The following is a 16,586-nucleotide window of genomic DNA, read 5'->3' as shown; positions in this document are numbered from 1 at the left end:
TACATCCTAATGTGCTGTATCAACATGTCCTTCAGACGGTTAACGCGCCCTGAGCTCCTGCATCGTCATTTGTTTAAGATTTTTCGGACATTCTTGATGACGAGAGGTCGATATAATGCATCTGGAAACACCCATAGCCACGCGCATTTCACGCACGGTCGTTGCCGCAGTCGGCATCGGCATCTCGTTGAGCATTGGGATATTCCTGGCTTCTGATTTTCGCCAAGCCATCAAAGCGGAAAAGCAGCGGTATCAGAGCGCTGCTTACGCGTTTGCCGCCGCCGCCAGCGATGCGGTGGCGGCAGGCAATACGCGCGACATGTTCGAAGTCTTACGAGGAGTGAGGGAGCTTACAGATATCGTTTATGTTGCCGCCCGTGATGCGCAAGGCACCGTGCTTGCGGAAATGGGAACAGGTGCCCGTATTGTCTCGGCGCGATCGGGCATGTTCGATTCTATTTTGTCTACTACCGTGGAAGTCGAAGCTGAGGTGAGGAAGGCAGGACAGGTCATCGGGTCGATCAGCATGCAGGCGGAGGTTAAGGGGCTGCAGGAACGCTATCTGACGGCCTTTCTCCAATCTGCAGCCATTGGTGCCGTCTTGGTGGCTCTCACTGCCATGTTTGCGAAGCTGCAGGTGTCGCGCTTGGTCAGGCCACTGCGTTCTCTGGCTGAAGAGTTCCTGGATATTGGTCAGCGATCGGACCTGACGCGTCGGCTGGAAAAGCAACGCGATGACGAAGTCGGCGTGCTGGTCGATGCTTTCAACGACATGTTCGGGCATATCGATGATCGCGACCGGCAATTAAAGAGGCATAGGGAAACTCTTGAGGAAACCGTCGAGCAGCGGACGCTGGAACTGCGGCTTGCCAAGGACGAGGCCGATGCCGCTAACCAGGCCAAGTCGGCGTTTCTTGCGACGATGAGCCATGAGATCAGGACGCCAATGAACGGCATGATGGTGATGGCGGAAATGCTGGCTGCAGCACCGCTTGCTCCAAGACATCAACGCTATGCCCAGATCGTCACCCGTTCGGGCAAAAATCTTCTGCACATCATGAACGACATCCTCGACTTCTCGAAGATCGAGTCAGGCAAGATCGAGCTGGAAAGCATCGAGTTTTCCCTGGATGCGGTAATCGAAGATGTCGCCTGCCTGTTTGCGGAACGGGCGCGGGAAAAGAACCTGTCGCTTGCCGTCTATGTGGGGCCCAGGGTTCCGGTGCGGGTTGTCGGCGATCCCGTCCGCCTCACCCAGATCGTAAGCAATTTGGTCAACAACGGCCTCAAGTTTACGGAAACCGGAGGTGTGACCATTTCCGTGGAGATGGAGCAGATTTCTGGAAACATCGACATCACCGTACAGGACACCGGCATAGGTATAGGCCCGGAGCACGTCGGGCGCATATTTACCCGCTTTTCTCAGGCGGACGCGACGATCACGCGCAAGTTTGGTGGGACCGGACTGGGCCTGTCGATCTCAAAGCAGCTGACGGAGCTGATGGGCGGCAGCATCATGGTGGAGAGCACCATTGGTTCGGGCTCCAAGTTCATCGTCTCGGTTGCTTTAGAGGCTGTCGGTGTTGCAGACGGATTTGCGGTCTCCCGTCCGGTGACGGTATTGTTGCGCGATGGTGATGCGGTCTCGCGCCATGCCTTGACACGAGCTCTCACGGATCGCGGCGTAAGCGTGGCCGACAATGCCCCGACGCCTGATGCGATTATGCTGCGTGCCGGTGAAGACCTGAGCGATATCAGTGGCAGGATCGAGGCGCCCATCATCCTCGTCCGTTCGTTTGCCGCGACCACCTCACCTTTGCCCGATGGGCAGTCGCCTGTGCTCGACCTCTCTCTGCCTTTGTCGAGGAAAATGTTCGATAAGCTTTGTCGGGCTCTGGAGCAGAAGAATCTCAAAGGCTTGCAGGCGGGACCGGAAAACTCGGAGCGGACAGGTGCCCCCGATCTTCAACATCTCAAGGTCCTTGCTGTCGACGATGTGGCGGTCAACCGGGAAGTGCTCAGTGAGGCCTTGCGGACCTTCAATATCGACTGTGACTTGGCGGAAAGCGGCGCCGAGGCTGTCGATGCGGCTACCAAGAAGAACTACGACATCATATTCATGGATTGCTCCATGCCGGACATGGACGGCTTCGAAGCGACCCGGAACATCCGCGTGATCGAAAGCGAGCTCGACAGGCAACCCTGTCCGATTGTTGCCTTGACCGGCCATGTGATGGGCCGTGAAGGGGCGCAATGGAAAGCTGCGGGCATGAGCGGATACCTCGCCAAGCCATTCAACATGGCCCAGTTGATTCAGGTCTTCCAGGAGTGCCGAGTGCTTGTTGAAGACGGCGGATCGACCGAAACCTGCACGACGACAGGTTCTGCCTTAGAGGCCGATCCTCTACTGTCGTCCGATAGCCTGGAGATGTTTGCCAATATCTATGCAGCCACGGGAACCGATGTTCGGGGCAAGGTTTTTGCTCTGTTCCGCTCCAACGCCATTGGCGCTTATGAAACTGCAGCAGCAGAAGTCCGCAGTGATGGGGAGAGCGCGACGCGACTGATCCACGCGCTCAAATCAAATTGTTCGAGTGCGGGTGCAGCAAGAGCGACAGCTCTTTGCCAGGTCATCGAGACCGCACTTTCCGCTGGGGATTCTGTGAAGGAAGATCTCCTCAATGGCCTGGGACAGGTTTTGCGGGAAACGCTCGAGGCCATGGATCAGATGGAAGGCCATGCGGGTGAGGCCCAAAGCGCTTGATCCGATAACAGGAACTAAAAGCACCCACCCTTCTACCAGGCTCTGTTTCGGCGGTTGATGCACAACATCCTGCCGCTGCCGATCTATTTAGTTGGACGTCCTCGAAATAGCAGATTGACAACCTCGCGTTGCCTGTATTTTACTCAAGCCTTCGGATTGGGCAAAAGCCCCCGTAACACATGACTTCGACAGTCGCCGGGCAGTTTCGCCCCATGACGCGCCATCTTGGATGGGTTCTGCGCCATGGGGTTTTTCGTATTGGTATTTCGTATGGTCGAACCGCTGAAAATCGGGATCCTCTACTCTACCACCGGTCCCTATGGATCAATGGGACGAGATGCCCGCGACGGTGCCGAATTCGCCATCTCCGAATTTGCTGCCGAACATGATCTGGCACTGGAACCGGTCTTCTATGATCCGCACGCGGATCTCTCGGCCTATCTCGAAGGTGCTCGCCACCTTTTGCGCGCCGGCTGCCGCCATATCGTCGGAACCATTACATCAGCGGCCCGCAAGGAAGTCATTCCGCTTGTCGAAAAACATGACGGCTTGCTCTGGTATATGTGCCCCTATGAAGGCTTCGAAGCCAACGAGAACGTCATTTATGTCGGCGGCTGCCCTAACCAGCACCTGCTTCCGCTTTTCGAGCATCTGATTCCGCGTTATGGCGCCCGGCCATATCTGGTCGGTGCTAATTATGTCTGGGGCTGGGAAATGAACCGGCTGGCCCGCGAGCTGATCACCCACGCCGGGGGTGAGGTGCTCGGCGAACGCTATCTGCCTCTGGAGGAAACGGCCGTGGAGCGTATCGTTGCCGATATCGGGCAGCGTCAGCCGAGCTTCATCCTCAACAACCTGATTGGCCCCTCCAGCTATGCTTTTCTTGCCGCGATCCGCGAACTCGGCAGTCGCAACGCCGCCTTTTTACCGGAGAACTGCCCGGTGGTGAGCTGCGACCTGATGGAATGCGAACTGGACGATATTCCTGGCGGGGCCGTCGGTCAGCTTTGCGCCGCCTCTTATTTCGACAGTCTGCCGACCGGCGACAACTTTGCCTTCAAGCGCCGCGTTGCCACTCGCTTCGGCTCGCATCGCCGGATTTCCAGCGTCTTCGCCAGCGCCTACACGGCCGTCGACTTGTGCCTGAATGCCATTTCTGCAGCCGGTAGTGATGATCCGCAGGCCGTACGTCGGCAGCTCTACAACGGCGCATGGCCGACGCTATTCGGGTCTCTCGGCATCGACCCCGAAACGAACCATGCAGCACTGCCTTTCCATCTCGGCCGGATCAATGCTGGCAATGGCTTCGACGTCATCGCATCTCGTCCGCCTCTCGCGGCCGATCCCTATTTGACCCGACGCAACCGGCCGGCGCCCAAACTACGGGTGGTCTCATGAGAGAGACACCGAATTTCATTGATGCGACCGTGACCGTGCTTCATCGGGAAGATGGAAATACGGACAGGCTGGTCCGGCAGCTCAAGCTGTTGGGGCTCCGTCCGACACTTCAATGGGCACCGCTTACGGTTCCCGAAACCGCGGACATCGTCATGGTTGACGCGGATCAGGGCTTCGACGATCTGCTGCCCTGGAAGAAGGACCAGGCGCCTTGCCCTGTGATCGCGCTTCTCGCGTCTGAAGCCCCTGGCCGGATCGCCTGGGCGATTGCGCACGGAGCGGCCGCGATTATCGCGAAGCCCGTGTCCGCATCAGCCGTTTACCCTGCTCTTGTGATGGCCATGTCCATTCATCAGGAACGCCGGCAGGCGCAGGACCATATCAATCATCTTGAGGAGCGCGTTCGTTTGAGGCCGCTGGTGCATGGCGCGGTCGAGAAGCTGATGCAAGCCCGCGGTATCGGCGAAGACGAGGCCTATCGTATCCTCCGCCAATGCGCCATGCACCGCCGCCTGCCGATGGAACAGATCGCTGCCTTCATCCTGGCCGGAGCCGAGCCTTTGCCGGAGGCGAGCTGATGCATGTCCTGAAATCGCTCATCCGCCAGCCGTCCGCGCTGTTCGGCCTGCTTGTGGTTCTAACGGTCATCATTCTCGCGCTGGCCGCACCGCTCATCGCTCCCTTCGATCCCGATAATCAGCTGTTCGAGGGACTGTCGCTGGAAGGGGCGCCGCTGCCGCCCGGCGGCCAGTTCCTGCTCGGGACCGATACGCTTGGCCGCGACCTTTTTTCACGGCTTCTCTACGGCGCTCGCACGTCGCTGGTGATCGGCTTGGTCGCTAATGGCATAGCCGTGACGATCGGCCTCTTTATCGGCATCGTCGCGGGCTATCTGCGTGGCTTCTTCGGCAATGTCCTGATGCGGTTCACGGACCTGATGATGGCCTTCCCGGCGCTGCTTCTGGCCATCGTGCTTGCTGCGCTTCTGCGGCCGAGCCTGTGGATCGTTGCCATGGTGATCGCGCTCGTCAACTGGGTGCAGGTAGCCCGCATCGTTTACACCGAAACACGGGGCCTGGTGGAGCGCGACTTCATCATGGCAGAACGCTCGCTCGGCGCTGGCCATGGTCGCATCCTGTTTCTGCATATCCTGCCGCATCTGATGCCGACCGCCATCGTCTGGGGAACGCTCGGCATCGCCACCACCGTTCTCCTTGAAGCGACGCTGTCCTTCCTCGGCATTGGCGTGCAGCCGCCGCAGCCGTCCTGGGGCAATATCATCTTCGAAAGCCAGAGCTATTTCCAGGCAGCGCCATGGCTGGTCTTCTTCCCCGGCGCCATCATTCTCCTGACGGCACTGGCCTTCAATCTGGTCGGAGATGCTTTGCGCGATATTCTTGATCCGACGCAGCGGGGGAGGGGCTGATGGCACTCCTCTTCCTCCGCCGTATCGTCCAGACGGCGCTGATCTTGCTCGGCGTGGCGGCGATCACCTTCCTGCTCCTCTACGCGCTGCCTGCCGACCCCGCCCGGATGATTGCCGGGCGCAGCGCCACCGCCCAGACGGTTGCCAACATCCGCCATGAACTGGGGCTCGACCAGCCGCTGCTTTCCCAGTTCGGCACCTATCTCGGCAATCTGCTGCATGGCAATCTCGGCCGCTCCTATGCGCAGAAGACGGAGGTCTGGACGCTGATCGTCGCGCGCCTGCCGGCAACGCTGACGCTGATGCTGGCGGGTATCGTCGTTGAGGTGGTGCTGGGCCTGACGCTTGGAACGATCGCTGCTCTGCGCCGGGGCGGCCCTGTCGACCGGCTGGTGATGATGGCGTCCTTTGTCGGTGTTTCAGCGCCGCAGTTCGTTGTTGCGCTGCTGCTGCTCTACCTTTTCGCGGTAACGCTCGGCTGGTTCCCGATGAGCGGCTACGGCACGTTCGCCCATGTCGTCCTCCCGGCAACCACGCTCGGCGTTCTCGGCGCCGGCTGGTATGCGCGTATGGTGCGCTCAGCCATGATCGACGTTCTCAACCAAGATTATGTCCGCACCGCTCGTGCCAAGGGCTTGTCCTCCCGCCGCATCATCCTGCGCCATGCGCTGCCGAACGCCATTCTGCCGGTAATCGCTATGATCGGCATCGATATCGGCCAGTTCATGGGCGGCGTCGTGGTTGTCGAGGCAGTCTACGGCTGGCCCGGTATTGGCCAGCTCGCCTGGCAGGCGATCCAGCAGGTGGATATCCCGATCATCATGGGCGTGACACTAACCTCGGCCCTCGCCATCGTGCTTGGCAATCTGATTGCCGACCTAATTGCGCCGGTCATCGACCCGCGCATCCGCACCCGTTGACAGCAACCAACAGAAGGGGAACTCGAAAATGTTCAAAAGCTGGCTTCGAAACACGACGATGGCGACCGTCGTCGCACTCGCACCTTTTTCCGCAATGGCGCAAGCGGCATCCCAGGGTGGCGATATCGTCGTTACCTATAAGGACGACATCACCACGCTTGATCCGGCAATCGGTTATGACTGGGTGAACTGGTCGATGATCAAGAGCCTCTATTCCCGCCTGATGGATTACGAGCCCGGCACGCCGAACCTGGTGCCGTCGCTGGCGGAAAGCTTCACCGTTTCGCCGGACGGAATGACCTACACCTTCAAGCTCCGCAAGGGCGTGAAATTCTCCAACGGCCGCGAAGTGGTCGCCTCGGATGTAAAATATTCGATCGAACGGGCCGTTGATCCAAAAACGCAGGGACCAGGCGCCGGCTTCTTCGGCGCCATCAAGGGCTTTGAAGACGTCACCGGCGGCAAGGCCACCACGCTTTCCGGCATCGAGACCCCGGATGCCGGCACGGTCGTCTTCAACCTGTCTCGACCCGATGCGACCTTCCTGCACGTGCTCGCCATCAACTTCGCTTCCGTCGTGCCAAAGGAAGCTGTCGAGGCTGCCGCAGGCGATTTCGGCAAGAAGCCTGTGGGTTCTGGTACATTCGTCCTCAAGGACTGGACGATCGGCCAGCAGCTCGTGTTCGAGAAGAACCCGAACTACTATGTGAAGGACGTGCCGCATATCGACAAGTTCACCGTCGAGGTTGGCCAGGAGCCGCTGGTGGCTCTGCTTCGCCTGCAGAAGGGCGAAGTCGATATTGCCGGCGACGGTATCCCGCCGGCTAAGTTCCTGGAGATCAAGAACTCCGCCGACGGCGCCAAGATGATCGTCGACGGCGCGCAGCTGCATACCGGCTACGTGACGCTGAACACCAAGATCAAGCCCTTCGACAACGTCAAGGTCCGCCAGGCGCTGAACATGGCGATCAACAAGGATCGGATCACCCGCATCCTAAACGGTCGCGCCACGCCCGCCAACCAGCCGCTTCCGCCCTTGATGCCGGGCTATGACAAGTCGTTCACCGGTTATGCCTATGACGTCGCCAAGGCCAAGGCTCTTCTCGCAGAAGCCGGATACCCGAACGGCTTCGAAACCACGCTCTTCTCGACGAATACCGATCCGCAGCCACGCATCGCCCAGGCAATCCAGCAGGACCTTGCCGCTGTCGGCGTCAAGGCTGAAGTCCGGGCGTTGGCCCAGGCCAACGTCATCTCGGCCGGCGGTACCGAAGGGGAAGCGCCAATGATCTGGTCGGGCGGCATGGCCTGGATCGCCGACTTCCCGGATGCCTCCAACTTCTACGGCCCGATCCTCGGCTGCGCCGGCGCCGTTCCGGGCGGCTGGAACTGGTCCTGGTATTGCAACAAGGACCTCGACGCCCGCGCGGTTGCGGCCGATTCGATGTCCGACCCGGCCAAGTCCGCCGAACGGACGGCCACATGGAGCAAGATCTTTACCGACATCATGGCCGATGCACCCTGGATCCCGGTGATCAACGAGCGCCGTGTCGTGGCCAAGTCGCTGCGCATGGGCGGTGCCGACAACATCTACATCGATCCGACCCGTGTCATCAATTACGACGCGATCTACGTAACCAAGTAAGCCTTAAAAGGGTCGAACGCCTTCCCGGCCAGCCGGGAGGGCGTTTATAGAAACTAGGGAGACACCCATGTGCATCGCCTGCACCCATACCATCCACCGCGCCCAGCATAATTTCGGCTGGAACAAGGATTTCGAGCCGGCCATCGTGGCCAAGCCCGGCGAGACCATTCATTTCGAATGCCTGGACTCGTCCGGCGGCCAGCTCGGCCAAGATGCGACGCTGGAGACCTTGAACAATCTCGACTTCGGCAAGATCAATCCCGTTTCCGGCCCGATTTATGTAGAAGGCGCGATGCCGGATGATGCGCTGAAGGTGACGCTGCGCAAATTCATCCCCTCGGGCGTCGGCTGGACCGCTAATATTCCCGGCTTCGGCCTGCTTGCCGACCAGTTCAAGGATCCTGCCCTGCATGTCTGGTCCTATGATGCCAACAGCATGACGCCAGCGCTCTACGGCCCAGGCGGCCGTGTGCCGCTGAAGCCTTTTGCCGGCACGATCGGTGTTGCACCGGCGGAACCAGGCACCCATTCCGTTGTTCCGCCACGGCGGGTCGGCGGCAATCTTGACATCCGCGATCTGACAGCCGGCGTTACGCTTTATTTGCCCATCGAGGTGGAAGGGGCGCTGTTCTCGATCGGCGATACGCATGCGGCCCAGGGCGATGGGGAGGTCTGCGGCACGGCCATCGAAAGCCAGATGAATGTCGAAGCGACGATCGAACTGGTCAAGGATGCGAAGCTCCAGTCGCCGCGCTTTACCGTGACAGAGCCCGTCACCCGCCATCTCGATGGCATGGGTTACGAAGTCACCACCGGCATCGGCCCGGATCTGATGACCGGCGCCCGCGAAAGCGTCATGCGCATGGTCGATCTGCTGACGGCCGAACACGGCATGAGTGCCGTGGACGCCTACATGCTCTGCTCGGTCTGCGGCGACCTGAGGATTAGCGAGATCGTCGACGCGCCGAACTGGGTCGTTTCCTTCTATTTCCCGCGGATCGTCTTCGCGTGAGCGTGCCGATATCCGCTCCCGTTCTAAGCGTCTGTGGGCTCAATGTAGATGCCCGGACGCCGGAAGGGCGCAAGCCCGTACTCCAGGACGTGACCTTCGACTTGCGAGCCGGAGAAACATTGTGCATTGCCGGCGAGTCCGGCTCGGGCAAGTCGGTGACGTCGCTATCCATCATGGGGCTGCTGCCCAAGGCATCGCTCCAGGTCGCCTCGGGCAATATCCTGCTCGGGGAGCGCGATCTGGCAAAGCTATCGGACCGAGCCATGCGCAGGGTACGCGGCGGCGACGTGGCGATGATCTTCCAGGAGCCGATGACATCGCTCAACCCGGTGATCTCAATCGGCACGCAATTGGTCGAAGCGATCCGCGAGCACCAGGGTCGTGAGAATGCCGAGGCGGTGGCGCTGCAGATGCTGGATGCCGTGCATATCACCGAGCCCGCCAAGCGGATGAAGCAGTATCCGCACGAGCTGTCGGGCGGTATGCGGCAGCGGGTGATGATCGCCATGGCGCTGTCTTGCCGCCCCAAGGTGCTGATTGCCGACGAGCCAACCACGGCGCTCGATGTCACCGTGCAGGCGCAGATCCTCAAGCTGATGCGCGAGCTGAAACAGGAATTCGAGACGTCGATCATCCTCATCACTCATGATATGGGCGTGGTCGCCGAAATGGCCGATCGTGTCGTGATCATGCAGAATGGCAGGATTGTCGAGCAGGGGCCGGCGCTCGACATCTTCAAGCGGCCGAGCCAGCCCTACACCCAGCAACTGCTTGCTGCCGTGCCGCGGCTTGGTGCGCATGCAGGAACCGAGGGCCCGCCGAAAGTCACCCCTCAGGTCAGGCAGGAAGCAAGGCCGGATCGGTCGCCGATCCTCAACGTGCGCAATCTCAATGTCAGCTACGGCAGCAAGGCGGGCCGGCTGTTCAAGGGCAAGACGCCCGTGAATGCCGTCAAGGACGTCTCGTTCGACATCCTGCCCGGCGAGACCCTGGGTTTGGTCGGCGAAAGCGGATCGGGCAAATCGACGACCGGCAAGGCTGCGCTTGGATTGATCCCGTTTACCGGCAGCGTGATGATCGACGGCCGCGACATCGGCGGGCTCAGCCAGCGGGAAATGCAGCCGGTGCGTCGTTCCGCCCAGATGATTTTTCAGGATCCCTATGCCTCGCTCGATCCGCGCATGGATGTCGGCCGAGCCGTGGCCGAGCCACTGGTCATCCACGGAGTCGCCAACAAAAGCGAGCGGCAGGACCGGGTTGCCGAACTGCTGCGCCGCGTCGGCCTCACCCCGGATGCCGCCAGCCGCTACCCCCATGAATTTTCCGGCGGCCAGCGCCAGCGCATCGTCATTGCGCGTGCCTTGGCGCTGGAGCCGAAGTTGATCGTCGCCGACGAAAGCGTCGCGGCGCTCGACGTTTCGGTTCGCGCGCGGGTTCTAGATCTGCTCCTCGAGCTGCAGGAAATGATGGGGCTCGCCTATCTGTTCATTTCCCACGACATGGCCGTGGTGGAAAGAATGTCCCACAAGGTGGCGGTCATGCGTGGCGGTTCGATCGTCGAAACTGGCACGCGCCGGCAGATCTTCGAGAATCCCCAGGATGACTATACCAGGGCGCTGATGGCGGCCGTGCCGATCCCGGATCCCGAAGCGCATCGACGGTAGCGAAAACCGTTTCCCACCGCGTGAAAAAGGGTTGTGCTGGGCGAGGCAGCTGCAAATGAAACAGCTCCGGCATTTACCCTGAAGGGGCCTCCGTTAACTATTTGTTAACCATCTCGCAGCTACATCTACGTCAACGATTTGTTTACGTAGATGACCAAAGTGCTAACAGATTCTCGCTCGATCCGCATCAAAGGCCGTTCTTTTCTGGCGCTCGTGCTTTCCCCGGATCTTCCGCTCGACAACTGGTTGGAACAGCTCGACGACCTCGCGGCGCGATCCGCCGGCTTCTTCCTGGGACGTCCGGTCGTTCTGGACGTCGCGGACCTGGGCATCGACAAGGCGCAGCTCAAGGAGTTGATCGCGCAACTGGCCAATCGCAATGTCCGCATCATGGGCATTGAAGGCGCTCGGCCGTCGATGATCGAGCCCGGAATGCCGCCTGCGATGAAGGGCGGCCGGCCGGCCGCCGATTTCGAGGTGGAGGAAAAGCAGGCGGAGCCTGCTGTCGCCCTGCGGAATTCAGCTCCAGTCAAGCCGCCCGTGCCAGAAGTACGTTCGGTCACTCAGTCGATCGTCATTTCGGAGCCGGTTCGCTCAGGCCAGTCGGTGATGTTTCCCGAGGGTGACGTGACGGTGATCGGATCGGTTGCCTCCGGCTCAGAAGTCATTGCCGGCGGCTCGGTTCATATCTATGGCGCTCTACGGGGGCGCGTCATGGCGGGTTCCGTCGGGAATGCTTCGGCACGGATTTTCTGCCGCAAGCTGGAAGCGGAACTGGTTGCCATCGATGGCATCTACAAGATGGCCGAGGACATGGACCCGCAACTGATCGGCAAGGCTGTCCAGCTTTGGCTGGAAGGCGACGTTATTATGGCAGAAACACTTTTCTGAGCCGGACGGGCTGGAATGAAGGAGACGAGTATGGGGAAGGTCATCGTAGTGACGTCGGGCAAGGGCGGTGTCGGAAAAACGACGTCGACTGCTGCCCTCGGCGCGGCACTGGCGCAGAGAAACGAGAAGGTCGCAGTCGTCGATTTCGACGTCGGCTTGCGCAACCTCGACCTGATCATGGGGGCCGAGCGCCGTGTGGTCTATGATATCGTCAATGTCATCCAGGGCGATGCCAAGCTGCCGCAGGCGCTGATCCGCGACAAGCGTCTCGACAACCTCTTCCTGCTGCCGGCCTCGCAAACCCGCGACAAGGATGCGCTCACTCCGGAAGGCGTCGAGCAGGTCATGAATGATCTCAAACGCTATTTCGACTGGATCATCTGCGACAGCCCGGCCGGCATTGAGCGCGGCGCGACGCTGGCCATGCGGCATGCGGATGTTGCCGTCGTAGTCACCAACCCGGAAGTCTCTTCCGTACGCGATTCCGACCGGATCATCGGCATGCTTGATTCCAAGACGCTGAAGGCCGAACGCGGCGAGCGGATGGAAAAGCACCTTCTGTTGACCCGCTACGACAGCAACCGCGCCGAGCGCGGCGACATGCTGAAGGTCGAGGACGTCCTCGAGATCCTTTCCATACCCCTGCTCGGGATCATCCCGGAAAGCATGGATGTCCTGCGCGCCTCCAATATTGGCGCTCCGGTGACCATAGCCGACGCTCGCAGCGCACCGGCCATGGCCTATTTCGACGCTGCCCGCCGGCTTGCCGGCGAAAACGTGCCGATCAGCATTCCGGGCGAGAAGCGAGGTATCTTCGGCAAGATTTTCGGAAGGAAGGCGGCATGAGCATATTCCGTCTTTTCAACAAGCCACGCTCTGCGCCCCTGGCACGCGAGCGCCTCCAGGTGCTGTTGTCCCATGAGCGGTGCTCCATGGACAAGGATCTTGTTTCGCTGCTGCGCGAAGAGATCCTGGCGGTCATTGCCAAGCATGTTCAGGTGGACGCCGACAAGGTGCAGATCAAGATGGATCGCGGCGAACATGTTTCGATCCTGGAAATCGACATCGAAATCCCGAGGGACGCCGAGGTTCTCGCAGCCTGAACGCTGCCCATGTGAAGCTCCAGTTCTCAACGTAAATCATCCAGAAGACGTCCCGCTCCTGATCGACCGGGGCGTCTTTTTGCTTGAACTCTGGGGAATGGCGCCCGCCCTTTCTTTGGCGGAAGCAAGGGACGGTTAACGTTTATTTTCTATTCCATAGACGTTCGCGTCGATAGCGCCCCCTGTGATCGGTGTAGTGAGTTCATGCGTCTTTCTCGTACAAATTTTCCTGGTTCTGCGACGACAAGCGGGGAGGGCGGCGAACAGCAAGACAATGCTGTGATCCGTAATGATTTGCCTGTCGAGCCGGCCCCTAGGCCGCTTCCGATCGAGCAGTCCTCGACTGCAAAAACTAAGGATCCGCAACCTTCGTTCGTGGGCGCTCAGGGTGACGAACTGCCGATCTGGCAGACCGCCTTTGCGTTGAAGCCGAATGTCCGTTTTACCCGCACGCCGGAGAAAGCAATCTCAAAGCGCCCGCCTGGCGAGACGCTAAGCGTCCAAACGGCTATTGCTCCCGCAAGACCTTCGCGCCCGTCGCCAGAGATGCCGCAGATGCCAAAGACGAGCTTCGAGCAGCGTTCCGTTGAGCGCGGTCTGGTCACCCGGGGCTTGCCGGTAGAAGCTGCGCCGGGCGCCCGGGCTCTGGTCGACGAATTGCACAGGGAATTCGTTGCGCCGGCCCGTACTGAACAGAAGGCTAAGCCTTCGGTCGCAGCCATTCCGCGGCATGCCGCTTTTCGCTCTGCCGTTCATGCACCCGTCAGCTCGCCGATGGCTTCTGCAGCGCCGACGAAAAATCATGCCCAGCTCACTGCGCCGGCGGCTCACCCGCTCGCCCATCTGGCGTCCCATCTGCCGGATCATCTGTTCTGGGAAGCCATGAGCCTCGGCACGGCCAACGAGAGCACCGTTTCCCAAACGGCCTTGACGCCCAAGGTGAATGCACCTAGGCCGCATAGTCCTACGCGTGCAAACATGGCAGCCATTGACCTGCAGCCGATATCGCCGCCCCTGGATGTGGATGGACAGTCGCCGGTTCTTCACTACCGCGCCTTCACCTTGCGCAGCGCATCAACCGCCACCGAACCGCCGGCCTTCAAGGAAGCACCTCAGCCTCAGGAAAGCTTTGTTGGAGCTCCAGTTGTAACAGAACGCGTCACTGCACCTGACAGACCAGCTGCAAACTCGTTCCGGTCGCGCCGGCCATCGGCCCTGCAGACCAATACACATCTGCATGGTGGCGAAGACTACGAGCTTCCTTCCTCCGAACTGCTTCAGGAACCGCAGACCCGGCAGGCAACCACCATGAGTCAGGACGCTCTGGAGCAAAGCGCCGGCCTGCTCGAAAGTGTTCTGGAAGACTTCGGCGTCAAAGGCGAAATCGTCGATGTACGGCCGGGCCCGGTGGTCACACTCTACGAGTTTGAGCCGGCGCCAGGCGTTAAATCTTCGCGCGTCATCGGTCTGTCGGACGATATTGCACGTTCCATGTCGGCGCTTTCGGCTCGCGTCGCCGTCGTGCCCGGCCGCAATGTCATCGGCATCGAGCTACCAAATCCGATCCGCGAGACAGTCTATTTCCGGGAGCTGATTGAAAGCGACAGCTATCAAAGAACGAATTTCAGCCTGCCACTTTGCCTCGGCAAGACCATTGGCGGGGAACCGGTGATTGCCGATCTTGCCAAGATGCCGCATCTGCTGGTTGCCGGAACGACTGGATCGGGCAAATCCGTATCCGTCAACACCATGATCCTCTCGCTGCTCTTCCAGCTTCGGCCGGAGGAATGCCGGCTGATCATGGTCGACCCGAAAATGCTCGAGCTCTCGATTTATGACGGCATCCCCCATCTGCTGACGCCGGTGGTGACGGATCCTAAAAAGGCGGTGCTGGCCCTGAAATGGGCGGTGCGGGAAATGGAAGACCGTTACCGCAAGATGTCGCGCTTGGGCGTTCGCAATATCGACGGCTACAATGCCCGGGTGGCAGGCGCTCGTGAGGCCGGCGAGACCATCATGATCAGCGTTCAGATCGGCTTTGACCGCTCCACCGGAGAGCCGATCCATGAAGATCAGGAGATGGATCTTTCTCCGCTTCCTTACATTGTCGTGATTGTCGACGAAATGGCCGACCTGATGATGGTCGCCGGCAAGGACATTGAGGGCGCCATCCAGCGCCTGGCACAAATGGCACGTGCCGCCGGCATCCACCTGATCATGGCGACCCAGCGACCTTCGGTGGATGTCATCACCGGCACGATCAAGGCCAACTTCCCGACCCGCATCTCTTTCCAGGTCACGTCCAAGATCGACAGCCGCACTATCCTCGGCGAGCAGGGAGCCGAGCATCTGCTGGGGCAGGGCGATATGCTGCATATGGTCGGTGGGGGGCGGATTGCCCGCGTCCACGGCCCCTTTGTGTCCGATCATGAGGTAGAAGCGATTGTTGCGCATCTAAAGAATCAGGGCCGCCCGCAATATCTGGGAACCGTGACGGAAGACGCCGACGAAGGGGAAGCGGAAGAAGAGGATACGGCGGTCTTCGACAAGTCCGCCACGGGCGAGGAAGACGGTAACGACCTCTATGACCGAGCCGTGAAAATCGTCCTGCGCGACAAGAAGTGTTCGACTTCCTACATCCAGCGGCGGCTGTCGATCGGCTATAACCGTGCCGCCTCGCTCGTCGAGCGCATGGAAAAGGAGGGCCTCGTGGGACCTGCCAACCATGTGGGCAAGCGGGCCATCATCGCTGGCGAGGCAGAAGCCGCAACGTCGGACGGTCTGGCCAGCTGAACGCGCTGAACGATATAAAGCAAGGGAACGGCAGCCCTGCGGCTGCCGTTCCCAAGTTCACGCACATGAATTCGCCGCACACATGCGTCGGAAACAGCCCGTTGAGGCGCGAGCTTCTTGAACAAAGCGCCGCCCAGCTCTTAGAGCAAGAGCTTTCGGCGCCGGTTATCCTTGCACGCCGTTCGGACTTCTGGCTGCTCCATCCCTTGTAAATCATCCTTTTGCGCCCCATCTCTTGGTCATCAGCGAGAGTTTGAGCATGATGCCTGGCGGTTTGATCGCCGGGAATTTCAACCTATCTTCGGGTCTTGATCCGAGAGCGGTTTTAATCGGTGATTTTGCCGGTATCGGCTGCTGGTTTAGTTTGAGTTCCGGATTATGGTTTGAAATCAGCGGTTTGCATCTTTTTCTTGTTTTTCTGAAAACCTGTGTTGACTTGTTTGGTTGGTTAGATTTATAAACCGCTCACTGACGAGGGCGGCGGCGCTGCTGGCGACGAAGTCCTTTGTTCTTGAGAAATCCTTATTAAGTTGGCGCATGCTGATTGGGACCGGGTTACGGTTTGGTTCCTTGGGGTGTGGCTGTCTTTGGGGTTTGACGGATGGCTCTGATGGGTTGTTTGTCTGTTTTTTGACAATTGAAGATGAGAAGAAAGAGAAACGTGGTCGGCGGTTTTCGCGGACGGACTTTAGGGTCTGTTCATTGGAAGACAAAGTGACGGTCACGTTTTGACAAGAGAACACTTTGTTTCTTGGTTTCGGCGTCTTTCGTTCATCCTTACGGATGACGGAGCCGAAACTGCGCCTTGAGACTGCTGCGAAGCGTTTTGGGGTTGAGGAACAATCGTGAGTTCTCGTCGATTCAGAACATAGTGATCAGTCACGGATTGGATTCTCAACTTGAGAGTTTGATCCTGGCTCAGAACGAACGCTGGCGGCAGGCTTAACACATGCAAGTCGAGCGCCCCGCA

Annotated in this window: 13 protein-coding genes and 1 rRNA gene; all 14 read left to right on the top strand. The window is 59.7% G+C overall.

The features are described from left to right. The first annotated feature begins 115 nt into the window (after positions 1–115). Positions 116–2,764, top strand: a complete 2,649-nt coding sequence (locus E2F50_RS18720) for an ATP-binding protein (protein WP_133317713.1) — start codon at positions 116–118, stop codon at positions 2,762–2,764. Positions 2,765–3,034: 270 nt separating this feature from the next. Continuing rightward, positions 3,035–4,162 (top strand): transporter substrate-binding protein, encoded by a 1,128-nt coding sequence (locus E2F50_RS18715; RefSeq protein ID WP_133317889.1) that lies wholly within the window; start codon positions 3,035–3,037, stop codon positions 4,160–4,162. Further along, positions 4,159–4,740, top strand: coding sequence for an ANTAR domain-containing response regulator (locus E2F50_RS18710; RefSeq protein ID WP_133317712.1), 582 nt, complete (start codon positions 4,159–4,161; stop codon positions 4,738–4,740). The genes E2F50_RS18715 and E2F50_RS18710 overlap by 4 nt, the downstream gene beginning before the upstream one ends. Then, a complete protein-coding gene (locus E2F50_RS18705; RefSeq protein WP_133317711.1) occupies positions 4,740–5,588 on the top strand; it encodes an ABC transporter permease in 849 nt (282 codons plus the stop codon). Before E2F50_RS18710 ends, E2F50_RS18705 begins: the two co-directional genes overlap by 1 nt. Further along, positions 5,588–6,508, top strand: a complete 921-nt coding sequence (locus E2F50_RS18700; protein WP_133317710.1) for an ABC transporter permease — start codon at positions 5,588–5,590, stop codon at positions 6,506–6,508. Before E2F50_RS18705 ends, E2F50_RS18700 begins: the two co-directional genes overlap by 1 nt. 28 nt (positions 6,509–6,536) lie before the next feature. Beyond that, a complete protein-coding gene (locus E2F50_RS18695) occupies positions 6,537–8,153 on the top strand; it encodes an ABC transporter substrate-binding protein (RefSeq protein WP_133317709.1) in 1,617 nt (538 codons plus the stop codon). Between the two features lie 67 nt (positions 8,154–8,220). Continuing rightward, positions 8,221–9,165 (top strand): acetamidase/formamidase family protein, encoded by a 945-nt coding sequence (locus E2F50_RS18690; RefSeq protein WP_133317708.1) that lies wholly within the window; start codon positions 8,221–8,223, stop codon positions 9,163–9,165. Further along, entirely contained in the window at positions 9,162–10,829 is a 1,668-nt protein-coding gene (locus tag E2F50_RS18685; protein WP_245515478.1) for an ABC transporter ATP-binding protein, read from the top strand. Before E2F50_RS18690 ends, E2F50_RS18685 begins: the two co-directional genes overlap by 4 nt. Positions 10,830–10,979: 150 nt before the next feature. After that, the gene (gene minC, locus E2F50_RS18680; protein WP_133317706.1) at positions 10,980–11,720 is read left to right on the top strand and encodes a septum site-determining protein MinC; all 741 of its coding nucleotides are present in this window, start codon (positions 10,980–10,982) and stop codon (positions 11,718–11,720) included. A 30-nt stretch (positions 11,721–11,750) separates the two neighbouring features. Further along, entirely contained in the window at positions 11,751–12,566 is an 816-nt protein-coding gene (gene minD, locus E2F50_RS18675) for a septum site-determining protein MinD (protein ID WP_133317705.1), read from the top strand. Further along, entirely contained in the window at positions 12,563–12,823 is a 261-nt protein-coding gene (minE, locus tag E2F50_RS18670) for a cell division topological specificity factor MinE (RefSeq protein ID WP_133317704.1), read from the top strand. The genes minD and minE overlap by 4 nt, the downstream gene beginning before the upstream one ends. A gap of 375 nt (positions 12,824–13,198) precedes the next feature. After that, positions 13,199–15,616 (top strand): DNA translocase FtsK, encoded by a 2,418-nt coding sequence (locus E2F50_RS18665; protein ID WP_425375404.1) that lies wholly within the window; start codon positions 13,199–13,201, stop codon positions 15,614–15,616. Positions 15,617–15,875: 259 nt separating this feature from the next. Continuing rightward, complete coding sequence (locus E2F50_RS18660) at positions 15,876–16,076, top strand: hypothetical protein (protein ID WP_133317702.1); 201 nt, start codon at positions 15,876–15,878, stop codon at positions 16,074–16,076. Positions 16,077–16,511: 435 nt separating this feature from the next. Beyond that, positions 16,512–16,586, top strand: a 16S ribosomal RNA gene (locus tag E2F50_RS18655); the annotation flags it as partial.

This window comes from Rhizobium deserti (assembly GCF_004358025.1).
GTDB classification, from domain to species: Bacteria; Pseudomonadota; Alphaproteobacteria; order Rhizobiales; family Rhizobiaceae; genus Neorhizobium; species Neorhizobium deserti.
This window is presented reverse-complemented; position numbering and strand designations above follow the sequence as displayed.

Excerpts from the sequence above, each read along its gene's own strand:
- E2F50_RS18720 (WP_133317713.1), top strand. The coding sequence starts at position 116 with ATGCATCTGGAAACACCCATAGCCACGCGCATTTCACGCACGGTCGTT.
- E2F50_RS18715 (WP_133317889.1), top strand. The coding sequence starts at position 3,035 with ATGGTCGAACCGCTGAAAATCGGGATCCTCTACTCTACCACCGGTCCC.
- E2F50_RS18710 (WP_133317712.1), top strand. The coding sequence starts at position 4,159 with ATGAGAGAGACACCGAATTTCATTGATGCGACCGTGACCGTGCTTCAT.
- E2F50_RS18705 (WP_133317711.1), top strand. The coding sequence starts at position 4,740 with ATGCATGTCCTGAAATCGCTCATCCGCCAGCCGTCCGCGCTGTTCGGC.
- E2F50_RS18700 (WP_133317710.1), top strand. The coding sequence starts at position 5,588 with ATGGCACTCCTCTTCCTCCGCCGTATCGTCCAGACGGCGCTGATCTTG.
- E2F50_RS18695 (WP_133317709.1), top strand. The coding sequence starts at position 6,537 with ATGTTCAAAAGCTGGCTTCGAAACACGACGATGGCGACCGTCGTCGCA.
- E2F50_RS18690 (WP_133317708.1), top strand. The coding sequence starts at position 8,221 with ATGTGCATCGCCTGCACCCATACCATCCACCGCGCCCAGCATAATTTC.
- minC (WP_133317706.1), top strand. The coding sequence starts at position 10,980 with ATGACCAAAGTGCTAACAGATTCTCGCTCGATCCGCATCAAAGGCCGT.
- minD (WP_133317705.1), top strand. The coding sequence starts at position 11,751 with ATGGGGAAGGTCATCGTAGTGACGTCGGGCAAGGGCGGTGTCGGAAAA.
- minE (WP_133317704.1), top strand. The coding sequence starts at position 12,563 with ATGAGCATATTCCGTCTTTTCAACAAGCCACGCTCTGCGCCCCTGGCA.
- E2F50_RS18660 (WP_133317702.1), top strand. The coding sequence starts at position 15,876 with ATGATGCCTGGCGGTTTGATCGCCGGGAATTTCAACCTATCTTCGGGT.